The following is a 22,108-nucleotide window of genomic DNA, read 5'->3' as shown; positions in this document are numbered from 1 at the left end:
TATCCAAATTATCAAAAACAATAATAAATATTTTACCAAAAAATAATGAATTAAAAAAATAATTGATAAATATTTTTCATTAATTAATATTTTGCTATTGAAAAGTTTTTTATTTATCTTTTTTTGCATGTTTTGCATATTTTAAAAATTTTATTCTTTAATCTTTAATCTATTTTTAATATTTTATAAATTTACAAAAAAGGAGCTATTCTTTTGAAAAATTACAATGCTGATAGTATTCAAATTTTAGAAGGTTTGGAAGCAGTTCGCAAAAGACCAGGAATGTATATTGGTTCGACTGCTCAAAAAGGACTTCATCATTTAGTCTGGGAAATTGTTGACAATTCCATTGACGAAGCTTTAGCAGGACACGCTAACAACATTACTTTAGAAATCCTACCTGGAGAAATTATTAGTGTTTCTGACAATGGTAGAGGAATCCCAGTTGATATTCACCCCAAAACAGGAAAACCAGCAGTAGAAACAATCTTAACTACTCTTCATGCTGGAGGAAAATTTGACAGTTCTTCTTACAAGGTTTCAGGAGGGCTTCATGGTGTAGGAGCCTCTGTGGTAAATGCTCTTTCTAATTGGTTTACTGTAGAAATTCGCCTTAACAAACAAATCTATTTTCAAAAATACGAAAAAGGAATTGCAGTTTCACCTTTGGAAGTAATTGGGGGAACTAACAAAAGAGGAACTACTATCCAATTTTTATCAGACCCCGAAATTTTCCAAGAAACTACCATTTATAACTTTGATACTCTCAAAGAAAGAATGCAACAATTGTCTTTTTTAAACAAAGGTCTTAAATTAAAAATTGCTGACAAAAGATACGAAAAAGAAACTGTTTTTAACTTTTGCCATGAAAAAGGATTACAAGACTACATAGATTTTATTAACACTAGCCACAAACAAATTCCTTTTCACGAAATTTTTTATCTGGAAAAAGAAGCTCAAAAACTAGCTTTTGAAATTGTCTTTGAATACACTACCCAACTCCGTCCTACCAAAAAAGACGAACAAGGAAACGAAATAGAAGAAAAAGAAGACAAAGACACTATTCCTAGATACACTCAAAGCCAAAAAATCTTTTCTTTTGTTAACAATATTCCTACTCATGAAGGAGGAACTCACGAAGAAGGTTTTAAATTAGCCCTAACCCGTGTTATTTCTAAATATGCTAAGGAATTCAATCTTTTAAAAAAAGATGAACATTTATTAAGTGAAGACATCTTAGAAGGAATTACTGCTATTATTTCTTTAAAACATCAAGACCCTCAATTTGAAGGACAAACTAAAGCTAAACTAGCAAATACTGAAGTAAGACAAATTACATCCCAATTGTTTGGCGAATTTTTAGAAAAATATTTATTAGAACATCCCCAAGATTCAAGGAAAATAATTGATAAATGTCTTCTTTCTGCAAATGCCCGTCTAGCTGCTAAACGTGCTCGTGAAGTAGTAAGAAATAAGCCCCTTGATTCTTTAGGTTTTGCCTCCAAATTAGCTGATTGTAGAAGCAAAGACCCTCATATTTCTGAACTATACATTGTCGAAGGAGATTCAGCGGGTGGTTCTGCTAAACAAGGAAGAGACTCGCGTTTTCAAGCCATCCTTCCTTTGCGTGGTAAAGTCCTTAATGTGGAAAAAAGTCTAGATGCCAAAATTCTTACCAATAAAGAAATTAAATCCTTAATACAAGCAATTGGTGCAGGAATTAACATCGGTAAAGGCAAAGACTTTAATGTAGATAAAATCCGTTATCACAAAATTATAATTATGACAGATGCCGATGTTGATGGAGCCCACATAAGAACTTTACTATTAACTTTCTTTTTCAGACATTTTCGCGAATTAATTGAAAAAGGATATATCTATTTTGCTCGCCCTCCTTTATACAAATACCAAAAAGGAAAAGGAACTCCAAAATATTTTTACGATGAAAAAACCAAACAAACTTTTGCAAATAAAAACAGCTTAAAAGATGGGTTCCAAAGATACAAAGGACTTGGAGAAATGAATCCTAATCAACTTTGGGAAACAACTATGGACCCAGAAAATCGTACTCTTCTCAAAGCAAGTCTCAAAGATGCCCTTAATGCTTTAAGTGATGAAGAAGCTTTAATGGAAACAGACCAAACTTTTAACATGTTAATGGGAGAAAAAGTCTTACCGAGAAAAAACTTCATCTTAGAAAAAGCCTTAGAAGCTGATTTAGACGTTTAATTAAAAAAATATTTTAATAAAACTAAAACTAACAAACTATAACATTAAATAACAACTTATATATATATATATATATATATTTAAAAAAGAGGTTAAAAATGAGCGACCATAAAACTCAAAACAATGAAGCCAACATCCACAAACCCCACGATCATGGCAAAATTCAAGAAGTAAACTTAAGTGAAGAGATGAAAAAATCCTTCTTAAGTTATGCAATGAGCGTAATTGTATCAAGAGCTTTACCAGACATTAAAGATGGCTTAAAACCAGTCCAAAGACGTATTTTATATAGTATGAAAGAATTAGGCGTCTACAGTCACGCAAGCTACAAAAAAGCAGCTCGTGTAGTTGGGGATGTTATGGGTAAATATCATCCTCATGGCGATTCAAGCATTTATGAGGCGATGGTAAGAATGGCTCAAGATTTTAGTTACCGTTATCCTTTAGTAGACGGTCACGGAAACTTTGGTTCAATTGATGGCGACAAAGCAGCAGCTATGCGTTATACTGAAGTTAAAATGGCAAAAATGGCGATGGAACTAATCAAAAACATTGACAAAGAAACAATTGATTTTGTTGATAATTACGATGGAACTGAAAAAGAACCATTAGTACTTCCAACAGCTCTTCCCAACTTATTAATTAATGGAGCTACAGGAATTGCAGTAGGAATGGCCACCAAAATCCCTACTCACAATTTAGGCGAAGTCATTGATGGTTTAATTAACTACATTAATAATAAAGACATTTCTATTGATGAGTTAATGCAACATATTAAAGGACCTGATTTTCCTACTGGTGGTGAACTTTTAGGCTTACAAAGTTTAAAAAGTGCTTATCATACAGGACAAGGAGCTGTTATCTTAAAGGCTAAAAGTCACGTTTTAGAAGAAAGAGGAAAAACTTCAATTATTGTTACAGAAATTCCTTATCAAGTAAAAAAAACTGATCTAATTGAAAAAATTGCTTTTCTAGTTAAGAACAAAATAGTAGAAGGAATCACAGACCTTAGAGACGAATCCAGTCGAAAAGGAATGAAAATCGTAATTGAACTTAAAAGAGACGCTAACGCCAAAATTATTCTTAACAAACTCTACAAACATTCCCAATTAAGAATTTCTTTTGGAATCAATATGGTTGCCTTAGTTGGGAAAACTCCCCAATTAGTTTCTTTAAAACAAATCTTAGAAGCTTTTTTCAATTTCCGCATCGAAGTTATTAACCGACAAAAAAGCTTTGAACTCAAAAAAGCAAGCGCAAGAAAACATTTAGTAACGGCCCTTATCACTATTTTAGAAGACATCGAAATTGCTATTAAACTCATCAAAACTTCTACAGATGTCAAAGAAGCCCAAAGAAAATTAATGCAAAAATACAATTTTGACGAAATACAAAGCAAAGCCATTTTAGAAATGAGCCTTCAAAGACTTTCTAACCAAGAAACTCAAAAACTTATCACCGAAGAAAAAAACCTCACTCAAGAAATTTTAGAATGTAAAAGTATCATTGATTCCCAAAAGAAAAAAGAACGCATTTTAGAAAAAGAACTTCTAGAAATGAAAAAAAAATACCAAGATGACAGAAAAACTACCCTCAATTTTGATGCTCCCCTAAACTTTGAAGACGAAGACCTAATCGAAAAAAAGCCTATCATTATTACAATTACTAACAAAGGCTATATAAAAAGCATGGATATTGATACTTACAAACAACAAAAAAGAGGCGGACAAGGCGTTTCTGGTATGAAAATCTACGAAGAAGACTTCATTGAACATCTAGCAATTACTTCTACTCACGATTATCACTTATTTTTTACTAACAAAGGCAAAGTCTATCAACTCAAAGGCTACGAAATTCCTTTAGGTCAAAGACAATCCAAAGGAAGCCACCTTGTTAATTTCTTACCATTCGAAAAAGACGAATTTTTAACTTCTTTTACCAGTATTAAAAACTTTGATCAATCCCAAGATTACTTATTCTTTGCTACCAAAAAAGGTATAGTAAAAAAAACACCTCTCAAAGAATACAGTCACATTTCCAAAAGAGGACTTATCGCAATTAGACTAAAAGAAAACGATGAAGTCCTTACAGTAAAAAAAACCACAGGCATTAAAAACATCATTCTAGCATCTAACAATGGCAATGCTATTTGTTTTTGCGAAACCAAAATTAAAAGCATTAGTCGCAACAGTATGGGTGTAATTGGGATGCGTCTTGGAAGTGATGAATTCTTAGTAGGAGCTGCTTTATTTGATGTTGATTCCAAAGAACAAAACATTTTAGTAATGACTGAAAACGGCTTTGGAAAAATCACCAATGTCAACCAATACCGCATTCAAGCGCGTAGTGGCAAAGGCTCTAAAACTATCAAAGTAAACGATCAAAAAGGAAGACTTATAACACTACAAGTAGTCCTACCTTCAGATGATCTTATTGTTTCTTCTGACAAAGGACAAGTAGTAAGAGTTGCAATTGACCAAATCACCAAAACCAAAAACAAAGCTACACAAGGAACACGCATCATCAAATTAAAAACAGGTCATAAAGCAGTTTCAGTAGCAGTTGTCAAAAAAGAAGTACTTGATATAGATGTCGTAGAAAATTAATTTTAAACCAACATTAAAAAAAAAAAAAACAAAAGAACAAATGACTTATCATTATTATTTTAATATCATAATTAAAGGTCTAAAACGTACATGAAAACCAAAATATATTTAGAAGCAATTACTAACACCCCAAAAGAAAGCCAAATATTAGGCTACAATTTAGGAAAAAAAATCGTCAATCAAAAAAGAAACACTCCAAAAGAAAAACAAAGCAAAACAATCATTTTATTGCAAGGATCTTTGGGTTGTGGAAAAACTATCTTTACTAAGGGCTTTATTAAAAGTTTCGCTATCCTTCAAAACATTTGTAGTCCTACTTATGTCATTTCTAAAACCTACAAGAACAAATTACACACTATTTGTCATCTTGATTTATATCGCACAAACCTTGAACCTGAATTTTTAGAAGAACTATTAGAAGACCTTACTTATCAAGATTTTGTTATAGTAGAATATTTTCAAAATTGCAGTTACCTTTTTCCTGATTTTGCTTTTTTAGTAGAAATGACATTTTTAAATGAAACTAAAAGAAAAATTACTATATATCAAAATGACAACCTCGATAATAAAAATAAATAATTAAAAAATGATATGAAAAATACTTATACCAAAAATCAACCTTTAATTTTTTTTATAATTTTCCAAACAAACTTTTGAAAGCGATAAAACAATGAATCACAAAAACATTTTAATTCTAGATAATGCAACCAAAAGCCAAATAGTTATTTTAGTCATCCAAGGAAAAATTACTACTTTCAAATCCCGCCTTGGCAAAAACGATTATGTTCCTTACATGATTCCTTCAATTGAAAGCGTCTTACAAGAAAATAATTTAGGTATAAACAACTTAGATGCTTTAATAGTTGGTGTGGGCCCTGGTTCTTATACTGGCACTCGTGTAGCAGTTCTTACAGCCAAAATGTTAGCCTTCAACTTGAAAATACCTTTATACCAAATAAGCAGTCTATTGCTTTTATCTAGTGGTTATTCTTATGCTTCGCTTACTCCCTTAATTGATGCTAGAAGTAATGCTTTTTTTGCTTTAAGCCTCAAAGACAACCACATTTGCTTAACCGAAGGTAGATTTGAGAGTAATTTCTTGAAATCTTTTCCTAATCATTTATTAATTGAGCCAACTGCTATCAAAATAGATTTGCGCACCATCAAGGAATTTGCAAAAATTGTTTCCAATCCCCATTTATTAATTCCTAACTACTTAACTAAAACCCAGGCAGAACGCAATTTAGAAAAAATTGATTGAAAAAAAGTAAAAATGTTTTTTTAAATAATGAAATAATCCCAAAAGAGACTTTTTAAGTCTCTTTTTTTATATAAAAAATTGCAAGGAAAACAATCATGATATACAGATTAATGAGCAAACAGCACAGAAGAAAATAAATTAATAAATTGACCTCCTCAATCAGGCAAGTCTTGGGATGCAACTTATAACAAAAAGAAAAAACTCCAAAAGATGCTATAAAGATAATGATGAAATACTCAATCAGAAAAAACAAAAAAGTTAATTAGGTAGGCACTAAATAAAAAAGGTTTTTTAATCAGCATGTCGAGAAAAGCTAATCAATGTAATAAAGACGTAATTGAAATCCTTTTCGATCAAATGAAAACTATCTTACAACATCAACATATTTTTTATTTCAAAAATCACACGAAAAATTAAAAAAATAATCAATTATTTCCCTAAATTTTGGAACAATCAATGGATTTTAGTTAAATTAAATTATTCATCCCTTATCAATATTACTAAAGTCTTATATAAATTATTTTTTTAATTTTTAGCCTTGAAAAAAAGTTATTTTTGCACATTTTTTTAACCAAAATAACACAGTTATGTAAAAAAATATAATTGCATTTTCTTAACGGAATTTTAACTTTTTTTACCTAACTATATAGTATAAAGGTAAAATATTTAAAAAAATAGTTGATGTATGTTATCAAGAAGTTAAAAATATTTTAGAAAAAATAAAGCATTAGTGGAAAAATAAATCAGGCTTTATTAGAAAAAAAAGACACCCTTAATCAAAGTGAAGTTTATGCTTTGAAAGAAGAAGAAAAAGAACAATTTTGAAATAAACAATAAAGAAAAAGCAAATACCACCAACAACCAAACAAAAGGTAAAAAAAATAAAAGATTCCCTTTTAGGAATCTTTTTTTCATTATATTCAAAGGAGAGTTATCAAAAATCAAAAAAACAAGTTAGGTTTTGCCGTAAGATCATATTTTTTAGAAGCTTTGGTAATTTGATTCTGATAATAAGCCGCAATTCCTATCATAGCAGCTTGATCAGTACAATATTGTAAACTAGGAAAAATAACTTCCAAGTTAGAAAAAGATGTCATAAACTTTTGTCTTAAACCAGAATTAGAAGCAACTCCACCAACAACAATTAATTGTTTAACATGATATTTGGTTAAAGCTCTTTTGGTTTTTTCACACAAAACATTAATAACGCTGGTTTGAAAAGAAGCGCATAAATCAGGAATATTGATATCTTTTAGGTTTTGCTTCATCACTAAATTTACCAAAGTACTTTTTAATCCTGAAAAACTAAAATTAAGATTGTCATTTTTTAAATAAGGACGTACCAGATGATAAGTGTCTTTTCCTTGTTGGGCTAATTGATCAATCAAAGGTCCTCCAGGATAAGGCAAATTAAGGTTTTTAGCAATTTTATCATAAACTTCTCCTACTGCATCATCAATAGTAGTACCCAAAGGTTTGATTTGGAGATGATCCGTAAGATAAAAAAGATCGGTGTGGCCTCCAGAAACTAAAAGTACTAAGGCAGGAAATTTAATTTCATGTTCAATTTGAGCAGAATAGATATGCCCTAATAAATGATTTACTCCCAAAAGAGGCTTTTTATAAGTGTAGGCGAAAACATTAGCGGCGTTAATGCCCACTAACAACGAACCCACTAAACCAGGTCCTTGAGTAACTGCTACTAAATCAATTTCTTGGGGTGTGAGATGTGCTTCTTTAAGGGTTTGTTGTAATGCCAAGGTCATAAATTGAATATGTTTCTAGAAGCTATTTCAGGGACTACTCCACCAAAAATTTGATGATCTTTAATTTGCGAAAAAACTACATTAGAAAGTACTTTTTTACCATTTTGAGTAACTGCACAACTCGTTTCATCACAACTAGTTTCGATTGATAAAATGTTCATATAATTTCCTTTTTATAATTTTATTTTTACATTAATAAATGATATTTTTAAATAATTAAGTTGTCTAAAAATGAAACAGTTAGAAATTTTTTAAAAAAGGTTAATACCATTGATTATTTTCAATTATTTTAACTGCATTTTGATCTAATTGGTTTTTCCATTCTAAAATAGTTTTGGTTTGTGTTATTTGGTTAGGCAAAATATCTGCTAAAAAAGTAAGGACAAAAATTCTTTCTAACATATATGGATGAGGAATAGTTAATTTAGGATTTTTACAAGTGTGATTACCAAAAAACAAAATATCTAAATCAATAGTAAGTGGAACCAATAATTCCATGTGTTTTATTTTGAGCTTCATTTTTACAGATAATAAAAAACTAAAAAAGTAAAAGGGATAAGGTAGTTTTGATTAGAAAAGCAGCTTTTAAAAATAAAGGTTAGTATGTTTTTTTTACAAGGAAAAGTTTCATACAAAGTAAAAACTTTCAAAACTTCGCATTTAGGATGCGAATTAATCATTTGTTTTGTGGGTTCTTTACTTGTGTATAATTGTAAACAAAATTGGCAAAATATTTGTTTTTGAAAAATATTTAATAAGTTTGACAAGTAATAAATTCCTTTTTTAAGAATGTGTTTTGTTTACGTTTTTTATGTTGAAAAAATTAATTTTTTTCATTCTTTTAAAAGTGATAATTTTTAAAATATATTTATAATAATATTTATATTTTTTCATTAAAGTATATCTCAAAAGCAAACTATTTTGATTAATTTTGACATTATGCACTCAAAAAATCGAAGCCCCTTTAGTTCTTAACAAAAAATTAGAGCAGCATCAGTAATGGCTTCTAAAGATTATACTTACAAAATGCCTTCAGTTTTAATTATAGCTTGGAAAAATCTTTTGCGAGAAAGACCTACCAATATAGGTCATTCCCATTTTAGTTAATTATTCAAAATCTTTTATAATATCAAAGTTTTCATCAATATTTTTTAAAAAAATAAATCAAGGATTCATCACTATTTCCTCTGTTGCAATTTGAGCTTGTTTGGCAATTTGTAAGGAATGATTTAAAAATAAAATTGGTCTTGCAATTTATTAGAAAGGTTTTTGTGAGTTCTGCCTGTATGAATAATGCAAACGCCTTCATTTAATGCAGCAATTGTTTTTGCCATTTGATGATTTTGTTGAAATCCACTAAACATCATTGATAATATGAGCTCCTGATTTAATGGCTAATTTAGCAATTTGAAAATGATAAGTATAAACAGAGATAATGGCTTTGGGGTGGTGCGATAATTCTTTAATAACATGCAAAATGGGTTTTTGTTCTTCTAAAGGAGTAATTAGAGTTGCTCCTGGGCGAGTAAATTCGCATCCAATATCAAGGATATCAGCACCTTCTTTGAGACAACAAAGAGCATGTTTAACTGCTTTTTGAGTGGCAAAATGTTGGTTGCCATATGAAAAAGAATCAGAAGTAACATTAATAATTGCCATAATTAAGGCTTTATGAAAGATTTCAATTTGGCGTTTGTGAGACAGTTTCCATATTTTTAGGATGTTTGAAATAGAAATTATTTTACTAAAAGAAATTTTTATCATTAAAGAACGTTACCAAAAGACACAAAAAAATGTTTTTTCATCAATTCATTTTATAAAAAAAATAATAATTTTAGGATTTTATTTTATTAATATAAATTTTTTTGTAATAAATTAATCTTTTTCTAAAATAAATATCAAGAAAAAAGAAAAGACCGTGCTGATACGGTCTTCGCTTATTTGAAAAATTAAGTATTGAAATAAATAAGCAATTTATATAATTTAAAATTTTAAAGGAGCTTAAAATTAAAAATAGTTATTACTTGCAAATAACAAATAATAAAAATATCAAAACAACATTATGTTTTTTCTATTCTATATTTTATATGCAATTTTTTTTCTTTAGTTACGTATTCAGAAGGAAAAACTTCAGAAGCATAAATGGTAAATTGAAAAATAATTTTTTTTAAATTACCGTTTGTATCAATAATAACTGGTTTGTTTTTATTGTCATAAGGAACAAAACTTTGTTGGGGTTGTTCTTTGTATTTCCAAAAAATCTGAACATTAAAAATTTTTTTTAATTGTTCGTTTAAATCAAGGTTTTCAAAAAAATAATTAATATCTAGTTTAATATTTTTTCCTTTTATAAAAGTTAATTTGTCATTTTGAGTTTTTAGAGTGGCTTCTTGTTCAAAAATAACTCTATCTGTTTGTTCTGTTGTCATTAAAAAACTATGCTCTTTAGGAACTAAAAATTTTTTATTGGTGTCGTGAAGATCTGCGGGGTTGGAAACTAACAATTCTGCAGGAGCAGCAATTTTTAATCCAAAATTACTATCACTTTTTAATTTATGCCAATCTTCTATAGCATAAGCTATGGTTGTAATAAAAAAAAATAATACTAAAACCAAAAGTATTTTGAAAAAAATTTTTTTTCTTTGGTAAAATGTAGGCACTTTTTTTGGTTCTTTCTAACATCAAGGATATAAAAATATAATGTAACTAAATATATAGTTACATTATATTGTATCTTAAAATAGCTAAAAAGATAATCAAAAAGATTATTTAAGTGTTTTTTATAAGGCAAATTTTGAAAATTTTTGGGATAAAAAGATTGTTTTAACAAAAACCGGGATTAAAAAAATATGCAATTATAAGTTAATCTGTAATTTCGTTAAGATAAAATCCAAATCCTTTATAGCCAATATGAGCCGCCACTACAGGAGAAATAGCACCATAAAGAGTAACTTTAATTTGAGGATTTGCTAAGTTTGTGATTTGTGCTAAAAGTTTTTTGGCATCTTTGTCATCATCTACATAAATAACTTGAATATCAAGTTTATTATTTGTGGTTTTGTGTTCTAATATTTTTTTAAGACAATAGTTAAAACAGTTTTTTAAGTTTCTTACTTTTTTTTCGATTGATAAAACTCCTTGTTGAAATTTTAAAATGGGGTGTATTTTCAAAAGGTTACCAATTAAAAATCTAAATTTAGAGATACGCCCATTATAAGCCAATATTTTTAAATTATTAATAGTACATAACAAAAAACCTTTTAGCTTTTCTTCATTAATTTTATCAGTGATTGTTTGGGGGCAAACATCAGGTTTTTGAGTAAGCCAATCATTAATTCTTTGTAAGAAAAAATAAACTCCAGGGCCAATATTTTGAGTATCAATAACAGTAATATTGGGATTTTTAAGCATTTTTTTAGCTAAAAGAGCACTATTATGAGTGCCACTTAGTTTACTGGATAAAGTTAAACAAATAACGTGTTTATATCCTAAGTCGAATTGTTCCTGAAAAGCTTTAATAAAAAGCTCTGGATTGGGTTGGCTGGTAGTTACTTTTTGTTTGTTTTCAATAAAATTTAGTAAAGTAGTGTTGTCAATAGTACCATCCATATAGCTAGTTTCTCCAACAATTAATGTTAAAGGCACTACTGAAATATCTTCAAAAAAGTTTTTTCCATAAGTATTTCCGCAAGTAGAATCAACTACGATGCCTAATTTTCGTTTATTCATTTATTTGTTTCCTTTTCGGTTTATTTGGGGTTTGAGGTTAGTAGGGATTATTTTATTTTATAAAATTGGGTTATATTTTATTTATTTTTAATTTTTATTTTAATTAATTCATAAAAATAGCCAAATATTCTTGAAGTTTTTCTTGTTCGTTAGTTTGAAACATCATCCCTTCTAAAGCAATAGAAATATTTCCTGTTTCCTCGGAGACAACAATTGTCATGCTATCCGTAGTTTCGCTAATTCCCAAAGCTGCACGGTGGCGCGAACCAGTTTTTTTATCTAAGTAATCAGCTGATGAAGACAAGGTAAAATAGGCACTAGCACACAAAATTTTGTCTCCTCTAATAATAACTGCTCCATCATGTAAAGGGGTGTTGGGAGCAAAGATGTTTAACAACAATTCTTTAGAAACATTGCCATCAATTAAGATAGCTTTTTGAGCGTATTGTTCCAAAGTATTATTTTTTTCAATCGTAATTAAGGCTCCTATTTTGCGCGAAGCAAGTTCTAAAGTAGCTTTAATAATTTCTTTTTGAGTATTATCTCCACCCATAAAAAAGTTTTTTCGTTTGATATTCCAATGTTTAGACCAATTATTAAAAACAACTCTTAAATAAGGAGCTTTGATGATGATAATACTAGTTAGAATAAAATTTAATAAACAATCATAAATGTTTTTAGAAATGTCTAAACTAAGATATCTTTTAAAAATAGGTTCAACAAAAGTATCGTGGTAGCTTTTCAAACCATAAACAAAGGAAAATAACAGCAAAAATAAAAATACAATATTTAAAACTTGATATTTGCGTAAGAAAAAATGAAAAAAAATAAAGATGCACAAAAACAAAAAAACTGTCCATAAAGGGGAAGTACCAAACATAGAAATTCCTTTCAAAAATGATTATCGATAAATTGAAAAAAATTGGAAGGCGATAAAGGGGGGGGATGTTAGAAAGCAAAACAATCAATTTATAATTAATTTTTGACAAACAAAAAACCAAAGCAAACCATTTTTATTTTGAAATAATAAAATAATACAAAGGTAAAAAATAACAAAATTAATCAATACAACTTATAATAATTGTTTGTGTTTTTGAATAAATATTTTTTTAGCCCATATCATAACTAATGAATAAATAACTACTAAAAATAACAAAAAGGGGAAAATTGTAGTTTTTTCAAAAATTGATTGATCTAAATGAAGCGCTTGACTTACAATAGGTATTAAAGGAAGGAAAGTAGTAATTATCAAACCTAGACAACAACATACCATAATAAGGAAAGAGGGAAGGTTTTTTTGATTGTTTTTAGCAATAATTTTGTCAGTTCTCAGTAAGAAAATGGTTAATGTTTGTGACCACATTGAAAAAATAAACCAACTAGTTTGGAATAATCGATCGTTTTGGGATAAGTTTTTTAAAAGAAATTTCATTCCAATTAAAAAAGCAAAATCCAACAAGAAAGAACAAAAACCAAACCATAACATAAAACTTTTAATGCTTGCAAAATCCCATTTACATGGTTTTTGTAAATAAAAATCATCAACATTATCAAAAGGAATAGCAAAACAAATCAAATCATATATAAGGTCTAAAAATAAAACTTGTAAAACTATCATAGGTTGAAAATTAAGGCATAAACTAGCAAGTAAAATACTGAGAGAATTGGCAAAATTAGACGATAGAGTAAATTTAATGTATTTAAGGGCGTTAGTATAGGTTTTTCTTCCTTCTAAAACTCCTTGTTCTAAAACGGTAAGTTGTTTTTCTAATAAAATAATATCTGCAATTTCTTTAGTAATTTCAGCACCACTATCGACACAAATACCTAAATTAGCTTGCTTCATGGCAGAAGCATCATTAATGCCGTCTCCCATAAAAGCAACGATATTGCCTTTTTGTTTGAAAACAGATACAATTCTTGCTTTTTGTTCGGGGGATAATTTAGTAAAGAGATTGGTTTTTTGAGAAGCTTCGTAAAGAGCATCATCGCTTAAATTATCAACAACACTCCCTTGAAGACAATAAGTTGTTTGAATATTTAATTTTTGGGCAATAGCTTTAGTAAGAATATCGTTGTCTCCTGTAAGGATTTTAACGATAATACCTTTTTGTTGCAAAGAAGAAATTGTTTGGGTTGAACTTTCTTTAATGGGATCTAAAAAAGTAAGCAATCCGATTAGAACCATTGATTTTTCTTCAATTTGTCCAGGAGTAAAACAAGGTTGTTGCTTGGGATTTGAGATAAGTTTTTGGGCTACTCCAACTACGCGATAACCTTTTTGATTGTAAGTTATGGTTTGTTGAAGGACTATTTGTTTGCTTTGGTCACTCAAAGGAACAACTTTGCCTTCAAGTTCTACATGATCACAAATAGAAAGTATTTCTTCAATTGCTCCTTTAGTAATCATTTGTTGTTTTTGTGAGGCATCTTGTATTACTACACTCATTTTTCTTCTTTTAAAATCAAAAGGAATTTCATCAATTTTGGTAAATTGTGCAGTAATTCCTTGTAAAGAAGGATGTAGAGTTTTGGCATTATTTGTTTTGGTAATGATGGCTTTATCAATTAAACTTTTAAGCCCTGTTTGAAAAAAACTATTCAGATAGGCATGACGCAAAACGCGTATATCTTCGTTGCCGTTAAGGTCTAAGAAATTTTCCAAAAAGATTTGGTCTTCAGTAAGGGTTCCTGTTTTGTCAGTAAATAAAATATTCATTGCTCCAAAACTAGAAATAGCATTTAGGTTTTTAACAATTACTTTGCGCTTAGATAAAGCAACAATTCCTTTAGAAAAAGAAGTAGCAACAATTAAGGGAAGCATTTTGGGAGTAAGTCCAAAAGCAATGGTAAGAGCAAAAAGGAATGATTGTAAAAAAGTATTTTGAGGTTTGTAAAAATTGAATAAAAATACTAAAGGTGCCATTAAACAAATACATATCATAAGCAATTTAGCAATGGTATTAATGCTTTGATCTAAGTGTGAAAGGGATTTTTTTTTAGTAATTTCCTGGCTGATATTGCCTAAATAAGTGTCTTTGCCGGTGACTAAAACAATACCTGTAGCATAACCAGAAATAACAGTTGAACCTGCCAAAACTAATTTAGGATCATCTAAAATTGTTTCACTTTGTAAAAAAGAACATGCCATTTTTTCTACCGGTTCTGATTCACCAGTAAAAGTTGTTGTTTTTACAAAAAAATCTTTGGTTTCTAATAATTTAATATCAGCTGGAATAACATCTCCTGCCGAAAGAATAACAATATCTCCTCTTACTACTTCTTCTAAAGCAATTTCCATTTTAAAATTATTGCGTTTGACTGCAGTTGTGTTTTGTACCAAAGTTTTTAATTGAGAAGTAATTTTTAAATGTTTGCTTTCTTGACTAAATTGGACAATTACAGAACCCAAAAACATTAAAATAGTTGTTATAACGGTAGAATAACTTCTATTTTCTTGACTGGGAGTAAGAACATCATTAAACAAAGAAATAAGAGTTAAAATTAATAAAACAATATTAAAAGGAGTAATTGCAATTTGGAGCAATTGTTTAGTAAAACTGGTTTTAGTTTCTTGGGATAAAATATTTTTACCATACAAACTTTGATGCAACATTACTTGTTTTTGATCTAATCCTTTCAAAGAAGAATTAAGGGTTTGTAAAGTTTTTTCTTGGGATTTTTGACTCATAGTTTTTAAAAAATCAATTGTTTCTTGGCGTTTCAAATTTACTTTTTTCATATTAAACAATTCCTTTTTTTGAGATTTTTAAAAGTTAAAGTTGATCAAAAGCAATTAAAACTGAAACTTTAATAATTGATAATTAGGGCAAAATGTTAAATAAATGATATTAGTTTACAAAAATATTATATTATAAAAAGCTATGTTCATTATAGACAATAATTTTATGATGGTTGGTTTTTTGTTAGTTTATCTTATGCTATTATATTTTGTTTTATAATTATTATTTTATGTAATGAGTTATCTTAATTATCGATTTATTAATAATAAATTAGTTTTGGTTGCCTTTCATTATATAATGACAACTAATTAACTACTATTTTATATATTCCAAATACACAAAAAAACACCCTAATTAAAGGGCGTTTAAGTTATCTATTATAATATTCAACTATTAACTGTTCGTTAATATCTGGTAAAAATTCGTTTCTTTGAGGGTATCTTACATATTTACCCACTAATTCTTTATCTAAAGAAACATAATCTGCGCGAACAAACTTACTATTTAAAGCTTCTTGTACAATATTTAGATTTTTAGATTTTTCTCTTAAAGTAACTGTTTGCCCTGGTTTTAAACGATAAGAAGCAATATCTACTTTTTTTCCATCTACTAAAATATGGCCGTGATTAACTAATTGTCTTGCTTGAGCTCTTGTTTTGGCAAATCCTAAACGATAAACTACGTTATCAAGACGAGATTCTAATAGTACTAAAAACATTTCACCATGAATCCCTTTTAGTTTACTTGCATTATCAAAAGTTTTGCGAAATTGCTTTTCTGATACGCCGTAAGTGAAACGTAATTTTTGTTTTTCTTGCAATTGAAAACCATAATCACTTAATTTAACTTTTTTTTGACCGTGTTGTCCTGGACCATAAGCTCTTTTGTGCAATTCTTTTCCAGTTTCTGAAACCGAATAATTAAGGCGTCTTGAAACTTTCCAAAGCGAACCTGTATAACGTGACATTTGTAAACTCTCCTTTTTTAAGGTAAGTTTGTGTAACTAAAATAATTAATAATCAACTGCTTTCTTTTCTTTCTTAAACAGCAAAGAATTACTTGGAAAAGCCTCTAAAAGGCAAGGGATTGGTTTAATTATTTTAGCTACATCTGTTTTACCATCAATAATATTTTATAAAAAAAAGATGAAATAGTCAAGTGTTTTAGTGATTTTCTTTTAATTTTAGTTAGTTTAGGGAATGTTTTTTGTTTATGTTTAGTTATTTGGATATAAAAAACCCAAACTAAGTAAATAGTTTGAGGTGGGGAATTATAAATGATGTTTTATTATTTTATAGTTAATGAATTATTTTTTTATATTTTGTTTTTTGTTATGAAATTTCAACAAAAAAACCAAACTTTTTTTACAGTTTGGGCTAAAATATTCATTTTACTGGGGGGGCAAATTATTGTAGGTAATTAATTATTTATTAATTCGCTTTGGAAAAGGGTAAAAGTTTGTTATTTAACTAAAAAATTTAACACCTACTATAAACCTTTTTTAGGAAGTGGTGTTCTCTATTTTTATTTAAAACCTCAAAAAGCGATTTTTGAACTGTTCCAAAGCTTTAGACACTTTTTTAAAAATTCTTTAAGACTAACTAAAGGAATAACAATGCCTAATGTAGGTAAAATCCAATTTCTTCTAAAAGTTTTTTTACTGAAATAAGAACGTCTGTAATTTCTCGCCATTTTAATCTCCTTTTTTATTATTTAATAAGAAAAATATTTTTTAGTATTTAGAAACAATAAGGAAACCAACTTAAAAGTTGGTATTTTTTTTAATGGTTCTTTAATCGCCTACAATATTCGAGGATATCTGGTTTTTTAGGCGGTCGGGTTGTGTCTAAGAATTGATAATAAGTTCTTGTTTGCCAACGATCACCACCAGAACAACAATCGTTTCCGTCGATATACCAATCATCATATCTCCAACCTTCTTCATATTTATAATAATGGGTATTACCATTTTCATCATAAAGGGTTCTAGATGAACGACCTAATTTGTTTCTAATTGCTTCTCCTTGGTAGGTACAGCCATATTTGATATAACATTGTTTTAGCCATTTAATAAAATCTGGTTGATAGTCCATTAAAATATCTTTTTTTGGTTGTGTATCACTACAAGTAATCCGATATATTTTATCTTCAGTTTCAAAAATATTTTCTACTAAATTAATAGTAAATGAAATGAATGTTTCATTGCCGCTTGCAGATCTTCTGTTATATTTTCCTTCATAAGCGTATAATTTGTTGGCTCTTTTCCAATCTCGGATAGCTTGGTAGGGATTAAGAGAGTCTGGAAGGTTAATGTGGATTACTCTTTTTTCAATGTTGAAGGCGAAAAGATAGATGTTTTTAGCGCCATTGGAAAGTTTTAAGAGATCTTCGATGTTTCTTTGTTGAGGTTTCACGATGCGAATCCCATCATCAAAATAAATAGCGTCAATATCAATTTCATGGAAAGTTTTTGATGTTAAAGGTGCCACTAAACAAGTATTAGGTGTGATGTTGCAACATCCTAATTTGATGAGTTTGGGTTTTTTGATAATGTTGTTGTTGATTAATTATTTCTTCTTTATTTTGACCGACGAAGATATTGATACTATTAATTTTTATATTAGGTTTATCTTTGTTAGGTTTTTGTTTGGCATCCCAGAAGATAAAGGCTTCTTCGATGGCGATTTCGTTTTTGAGGAGATCTTCTAAGGTGTATTTGTAATCTTCATAAGCAGGATATTGGATATTAAAAGGATTAGGACGATGTTTAAAATAGACTCCTAAAAGGCCTGAAGGAGGGTTTTTTAGGTACCAATAGAGTTTAATTCCTTGATAACTGTTATAACTAGGTATATTCGGATTTATAAAACCATTGCATTGAAGATTAAAATAGTTTAAGATGTTAGGGATATATCCTCTATCTAGAACATTGATGTCATATCTTTTCATTTTTGGTTGGGTTTTTAACCATTCTTGTTGAAGGGTTTGGTAGTCGGCGAGTTTGATTTTAGATTTTGTTTGTTTGCGAAAATAATTATGGGCGAAAATAGGTTTAATGAATAAAATAGTGATTAATAAAGAAAGGGTTATAAAAACTTTTTTAAAGGTTTGGTTTTAATCATGATTTGTTTGCCTCCTTTGGTTTTTAGTTTATGGCCTTAACGATGGATGTATTTTGTTGTTTGGATAAAAGAAAAAGACCCTAGGGAGGGTCTTTTGGGAATTTATTTAATTTTTGTATGTATTATTTATTATTTTAATAATTTATATTTAATTTTGTTAATTGTTGATTAAAATCGTTTATTAAATGGTATAAAATTGGGTTATTATAATAACCTCTATTGATAATTGTATTTCTTTGTTGTTCTAGATTTTTAATCATATTTATATAACGAAAATATCTTTTATTTAATATAGATTTAGTTTTTTGATCTCCGTTAGATGCAGATAACATAAATAATTCTTGTTTTTTTACGGACAAACTCCAAATCTTATTGTTTATTAGACATAAATGTTCCTCTGATGCTCTTGAATCTAATAAATTATTGTTTTCCATTGCCATTACTTGATTATTGTTCAAAATAAATGATAATCCTATAAAAGTTATTAAATAAAGATAAATTAGGTTCAATTGGTTTTTTAATTTTAACATTAATTAAATCTCCTTTAATTGTTTTATTCCTTAAATTTTAACATATTGGAAATTGTTAAATTTTATCACCATTTAGAATTGGCTCTTTTAATATATTTGGCTTCTTTTAATTTATCGTTATTGCGTTTATCTTTAAAAATGGATAAACTACAGATAACAGGATTAAAGTGAAGGTTGAATTCGGTTAGTTAAAAGTTGGAGTCATCCGCTCTTGTACGACCAAGGCAGTAATCTTTGTGTTGAATTTGTAATTTAAAAAATTAATTATTTTAACGTCTTTGAGAAGAACGATTACGAGATAAATTAATTCGAGGCATAGGTGATTGATTTCTTATTTGTTCTAATATTGTATTTATATTGTTTTGATTTTGATTTATTCTAATTTGTGTATTTCTTAAAAGATTAATTTGTTCTTCTGAAACATAAAGAGGCATGTTATTGATAATTGTTGTCATTTCTTGCATTAATGAGGAATGTAGATTTTCTAATTCTGTTATTTCATTATTTAAAATTAAATTTATAGTTATTTGTTGTTGAATATCTAAGTGTCTTTGTTGAGTTATAATAATTTGTTGATGTATTAATTCTAGTTGATCAAATAAAAGTTTTTTTTCTGTTTCTGATACTTGATGTTCCAAAGCATTAATAACTTCTTGTGCTTTTGTTTGTTGAGAAACTAATAAATTTTGATAATTTCTATATTCTTCTAAAGAATTATAAACATGCTCGCTTGTTCCAACGTTATTATTATTCATCGCAATAACTTGATTCATATTAATAAATAATAAACCTATAAATACAAATAAATAAATACTAATTATTTTAAATTGATTTTTTAGTTTTAACATTAATTAAATCTCCTTTTTTTTACCCCTCATTTGGGTTGATTTCGTAGAGGGAGTTAAGTTTAATAGAAAATTCGTTTTTATATTCAAACAACATTTTATCATAATTCTTTTGTAATCTGTTTTTTTCTTTTTCGGCGCGTTGGAGTTGTTCAGTTAATGATTTTATTTTATCAAATCCATCTTGGGGATTAAGTTCACTTATTTGTTTATTATAACCGTCGCATTCTTTTTGATATTCTAATATTATTTTTTGTCTATCTTTTTGTAATTATAAACATAATTTCCAACTATTTTTTATTTTGTCAATTTCGTTTTTTTCTTCTTGAGAAAGATCATTTAGAAAGATCATTTATTGTTAAAACTTCGTTTTCATTTTCTGATAAAATATAATTTTTTATTATATCAAATTTTTCTTTAGTTATTTTAATTTTAGATTTTGGTGTTTCTATTTCGCGTTTGGTTCTTGGTGGATTATTTATTTTTGGATTGTTATCTAATTCTTCATGATAATTTGATATTTGTTTTTTCTTGTTTGGTTTTGTAAAGACCTTCAAAAATTCCAATAATAAAAGAAATAACTAAAACGGTTATAATTAAAATAACGATCCAATGTTTTTTAAAAAAATTCATTATTTCATAGCCTTTCCGATAATAGTAGTAATTGATATTATCTTTGAAAATAATTAATTACTACTATTATACAACTTTATTTGATTAATATTAAAGAAAAAGTTTTTTTTATACTGGGATAGAAATTAATTCTGGGATTTTGTTTTGATTAGTTTGTTTGATTCTTTTTTGGACTTTTGCGTAGTTAGGGTTTTGAAGTTTTAGTTCTTCTTTGATGGTATTTATTTCTTCGTTTATGGGTTCTAATTTTATTTCTAGTTGTTCTTGTTGTATTATTTTTGGTTGTTCGTTTTTGATTTCGTCAGTTATTTGTTGTCTTTTGAGTTCTAATTCTTCGGTTATTTTTTCGTATTCGTTGATGACAGAATTTCTATCTTTATTAATATTTTCAATAATGTTTTCTGATTTTCTATGTTCTTGTGTTAAATTATCTTCACTATTACGAGCGTTATATTCTTCTAATTTCTTTTCTTGGTCTTTGTAGTCAGCGTCGAGTTTGGCTAGGTCGCGATCGATGTCTTTGGTATACATTTCTAAGGCTTCTTTGGTAATCATTGGGAGTGATTCTTTGTTTTCGTTCGATACTTCGTTGTACATATGCCATAAACGGTGTCCTTCGTGAAGAACTAAAGTAGTTTTAGTCATACCTTGTGAGAATTTACGTGTGAAAGTAAGTGATTTGCCTATGATTTTAATACCGTATTTGGCAGGGATTAAATCAGTTACTTTATCGAAGGCTTTGAACCCCATTTTACATGCATTACCAAAGGAAAAGGAGTTTTCTTTTTCGTAGGTTTCCATACGAACATGCATGGCTTTATATTTTTCTTTTAAAGATTGATATAATTCTCGTTCGGCCTCTATTTTTTCGATTTTTTTGTTGACTTTGAACTGTTCCAAAACTTTAGACACTTTTTAATTTTTAAAAGTTTTTTAATGCTAACTATTAAGTTAGTCTTTTTTTTCTTTATCTAGACTAAAAAAATAATTTCCTATCTTTTCTAAGAATATTTTTAGAAAGGAATAAAATGTTAAGAGAAAAATTATTTAAAGATTTTTTAAAAAGTAAAAAGAATTTAGAAATACGTAATCAACTAATAAATTTACATGAACCATTAGTAAAAAAACTAGTTTCTAAATTTAAATATTATCCACGTGTCCTTCAAAAACAAGATTTATACCAAGAAGGAGTTTTAGGATTGATCAAAGCTTTAAATAATTATGTAGATTTAGGTTATGACTTTATCGCTTATGCGACACCAACTATCAAATCAGAAATCAGAGAATTAATAAGAAAAAGTCATTCGCCTTCCATTCCTCAAAAAACTCATAAAACTAATAGCACTTCTTTTCAAGAAGAAAAACATTCATTGGAGAAAGGAAATAGAAATCCTAACACTCATCAAATATGGTTAAAACAAGTAAATCATGAACTCTTATTAAAGAAACTAAAAACTAAATTAAGCAAAAAGGAATTTAATATCATTAGATTAAGTTTTGGCATTCCCTTAGGAAATATCAACGAAGATTATCAACCGAGTTATTCCAATCAAGAAATAGCCCAAAAACTTAATTTAACTTTAAGGCAAGTAGAAACTCTTAAAAATATAGCAATCAATAAATTGAAAAAATAAATGATATGAA

The 22,108-nt window shown here is 28.2% G+C and carries 20 protein-coding genes and 2 pseudogenes; 6 read left to right on the top strand and 16 right to left on the bottom strand.

What is annotated here, in order from left to right; all coding sequences use genetic code 11:
- Window positions 1–213: 213 nt before the first annotated feature.
- The 5 genes and pseudogenes from AYWB_RS01180 to AYWB_RS04510 all read left to right on the top strand — a co-directional run.
- Entirely contained in the window at window positions 214–2,229 is a 2,016-nt protein-coding gene (locus AYWB_RS01180; protein ID WP_011412537.1) for a DNA topoisomerase subunit B, read from the top strand.
- 98 nt (window positions 2,230–2,327) lie between these two features.
- Window positions 2,328–4,835 (top strand): DNA gyrase subunit A, encoded by a 2,508-nt coding sequence (gene gyrA, locus AYWB_RS01175; protein ID WP_011412536.1) that lies wholly within the window; start codon window positions 2,328–2,330, stop codon window positions 4,833–4,835.
- Window positions 4,836–4,925: 90 nt separating this feature from the next.
- The gene (gene tsaE, locus AYWB_RS01170) at window positions 4,926–5,414 is read left to right on the top strand and encodes a tRNA (adenosine(37)-N6)-threonylcarbamoyltransferase complex ATPase subunit type 1 TsaE (protein ID WP_011412535.1); all 489 of its coding nucleotides are present in this window, start codon (window positions 4,926–4,928) and stop codon (window positions 5,412–5,414) included.
- 91 nt (window positions 5,415–5,505) lie between these two features.
- A complete protein-coding gene (tsaB, locus tag AYWB_RS01165; protein ID WP_011412534.1) occupies window positions 5,506–6,096 on the top strand; it encodes a tRNA (adenosine(37)-N6)-threonylcarbamoyltransferase complex dimerization subunit type 1 TsaB in 591 nt (196 codons plus the stop codon).
- 273 nt (window positions 6,097–6,369) lie between these two features.
- A pseudogene (locus tag AYWB_RS04510) lies at window positions 6,370–6,625 on the top strand (IS3 family transposase); the annotation flags it as partial.
- Window positions 6,626–7,037: 412 nt separating this feature from the next.
- Here the strand turns inward: AYWB_RS04510 and tsaD are convergent.
- The 16 genes and pseudogenes from tsaD to AYWB_RS01100 form a co-directional block, all read right to left on the bottom strand.
- Window positions 7,038–8,023: pseudogene (tsaD, locus tag AYWB_RS01160) on the bottom strand (tRNA (adenosine(37)-N6)-threonylcarbamoyltransferase complex transferase subunit TsaD).
- 100 nt (window positions 8,024–8,123) lie between these two features.
- Entirely contained in the window at window positions 8,124–8,360 is a 237-nt protein-coding gene (locus tag AYWB_RS01155) for a 2-amino-4-hydroxy-6-hydroxymethyldihydropteridine diphosphokinase (protein ID WP_160122692.1), read from the bottom strand.
- Between the two features lie 731 nt (window positions 8,361–9,091).
- Window positions 9,092–9,229: a hypothetical protein gene (locus AYWB_RS04090; RefSeq protein ID WP_202943279.1), complete on the bottom strand. Its 138-nt coding sequence runs from the start codon at window positions 9,227–9,229 to the stop codon at window positions 9,092–9,094.
- Window positions 9,219–9,626, bottom strand: a complete 408-nt coding sequence (locus tag AYWB_RS04085) for a dihydropteroate synthase (protein WP_011412528.1) — start codon at window positions 9,624–9,626, stop codon at window positions 9,219–9,221. The genes AYWB_RS04090 and AYWB_RS04085 overlap by 11 nt, the downstream gene beginning before the upstream one ends.
- Window positions 9,627–9,922: 296 nt before the next feature.
- Complete coding sequence (locus tag AYWB_RS01140) at window positions 9,923–10,522, bottom strand: hypothetical protein (protein ID WP_011412527.1); 600 nt, start codon at window positions 10,520–10,522, stop codon at window positions 9,923–9,925.
- A gap of 202 nt (window positions 10,523–10,724) precedes the next feature.
- Window positions 10,725–11,591 (bottom strand): DegV family protein, encoded by an 867-nt coding sequence (locus tag AYWB_RS01135; protein WP_011412526.1) that lies wholly within the window; start codon window positions 11,589–11,591, stop codon window positions 10,725–10,727.
- A 103-nt stretch (window positions 11,592–11,694) separates the two neighbouring features.
- Complete coding sequence (locus tag AYWB_RS01130) at window positions 11,695–12,471, bottom strand: diadenylate cyclase (protein WP_238374423.1); 777 nt, start codon at window positions 12,469–12,471, stop codon at window positions 11,695–11,697.
- Between the two features lie 192 nt (window positions 12,472–12,663).
- Complete coding sequence (gene mgtA / locus AYWB_RS01125; RefSeq protein ID WP_041639818.1) at window positions 12,664–15,333, bottom strand: magnesium-translocating P-type ATPase; 2,670 nt, start codon at window positions 15,331–15,333, stop codon at window positions 12,664–12,666.
- A 371-nt stretch (window positions 15,334–15,704) separates the two neighbouring features.
- Window positions 15,705–16,301, bottom strand: a complete 597-nt coding sequence (gene rpsD / locus AYWB_RS01120; RefSeq protein ID WP_011412523.1) for a 30S ribosomal protein S4 — start codon at window positions 16,299–16,301, stop codon at window positions 15,705–15,707.
- A 569-nt stretch (window positions 16,302–16,870) separates the two neighbouring features.
- On the bottom strand, window positions 16,871–17,026 hold the full coding sequence (locus AYWB_RS03895; protein WP_011412522.1) for a hypothetical protein: 156 nt from the start codon (window positions 17,024–17,026) through the stop codon (window positions 16,871–16,873).
- Window positions 17,027–17,115: 89 nt separating this feature from the next.
- Complete coding sequence (locus AYWB_RS04445; protein WP_011412521.1) at window positions 17,116–17,823, bottom strand: hypothetical protein; 708 nt, start codon at window positions 17,821–17,823, stop codon at window positions 17,116–17,118.
- Window positions 17,824–17,833: 10 nt separating this feature from the next.
- Window positions 17,834–18,283, bottom strand: coding sequence for a hypothetical protein (locus AYWB_RS04440; RefSeq protein WP_011412520.1), 450 nt, complete (start codon window positions 18,281–18,283; stop codon window positions 17,834–17,836).
- 307 nt (window positions 18,284–18,590) lie between these two features.
- Window positions 18,591–18,986 carry an SVM family protein gene (locus AYWB_RS01110; protein ID WP_011412519.1) on the bottom strand — a complete coding sequence of 132 codons (396 nt, stop codon included), beginning with the start codon at window positions 18,984–18,986 and terminating at the stop codon, window positions 18,591–18,593.
- A gap of 269 nt (window positions 18,987–19,255) precedes the next feature.
- Window positions 19,256–19,834 carry an SVM family protein gene (locus AYWB_RS01105; RefSeq protein ID WP_011412518.1) on the bottom strand — a complete coding sequence of 193 codons (579 nt, stop codon included), beginning with the start codon at window positions 19,832–19,834 and terminating at the stop codon, window positions 19,256–19,258.
- A 501-nt stretch (window positions 19,835–20,335) separates the two neighbouring features.
- Window positions 20,336–20,464 carry a hypothetical protein gene (locus tag AYWB_RS04385; RefSeq protein WP_274376785.1) on the bottom strand — a complete coding sequence of 43 codons (129 nt, stop codon included), beginning with the start codon at window positions 20,462–20,464 and terminating at the stop codon, window positions 20,336–20,338.
- A gap of 108 nt (window positions 20,465–20,572) precedes the next feature.
- Entirely contained in the window at window positions 20,573–21,376 is an 804-nt protein-coding gene (locus AYWB_RS01100; RefSeq protein WP_011412516.1) for a hypothetical protein, read from the bottom strand.
- Between the two features lie 116 nt (window positions 21,377–21,492).
- Here AYWB_RS01100 and AYWB_RS01095 point away from each other — a divergent pair, with 116 nt between their 5' ends.
- Entirely contained in the window at window positions 21,493–22,098 is a 606-nt protein-coding gene (locus tag AYWB_RS01095; RefSeq protein WP_011412515.1) for a sigma-70 family RNA polymerase sigma factor, read from the top strand.
- The last annotated feature ends 10 nt before the right edge of the window (window positions 22,099–22,108 follow it).

Origin of the sequence: Aster yellows witches'-broom phytoplasma AYWB (assembly GCF_000012225.1) — a bacterium.
Taxonomy (GTDB): domain Bacteria; phylum Bacillota_I; class Bacilli_A; order Acholeplasmatales; family Acholeplasmataceae; genus Phytoplasma.
Note: the sequence above shows the minus strand (reverse complement) of the source record. Positions and strands in the feature narration are given on the sequence as shown.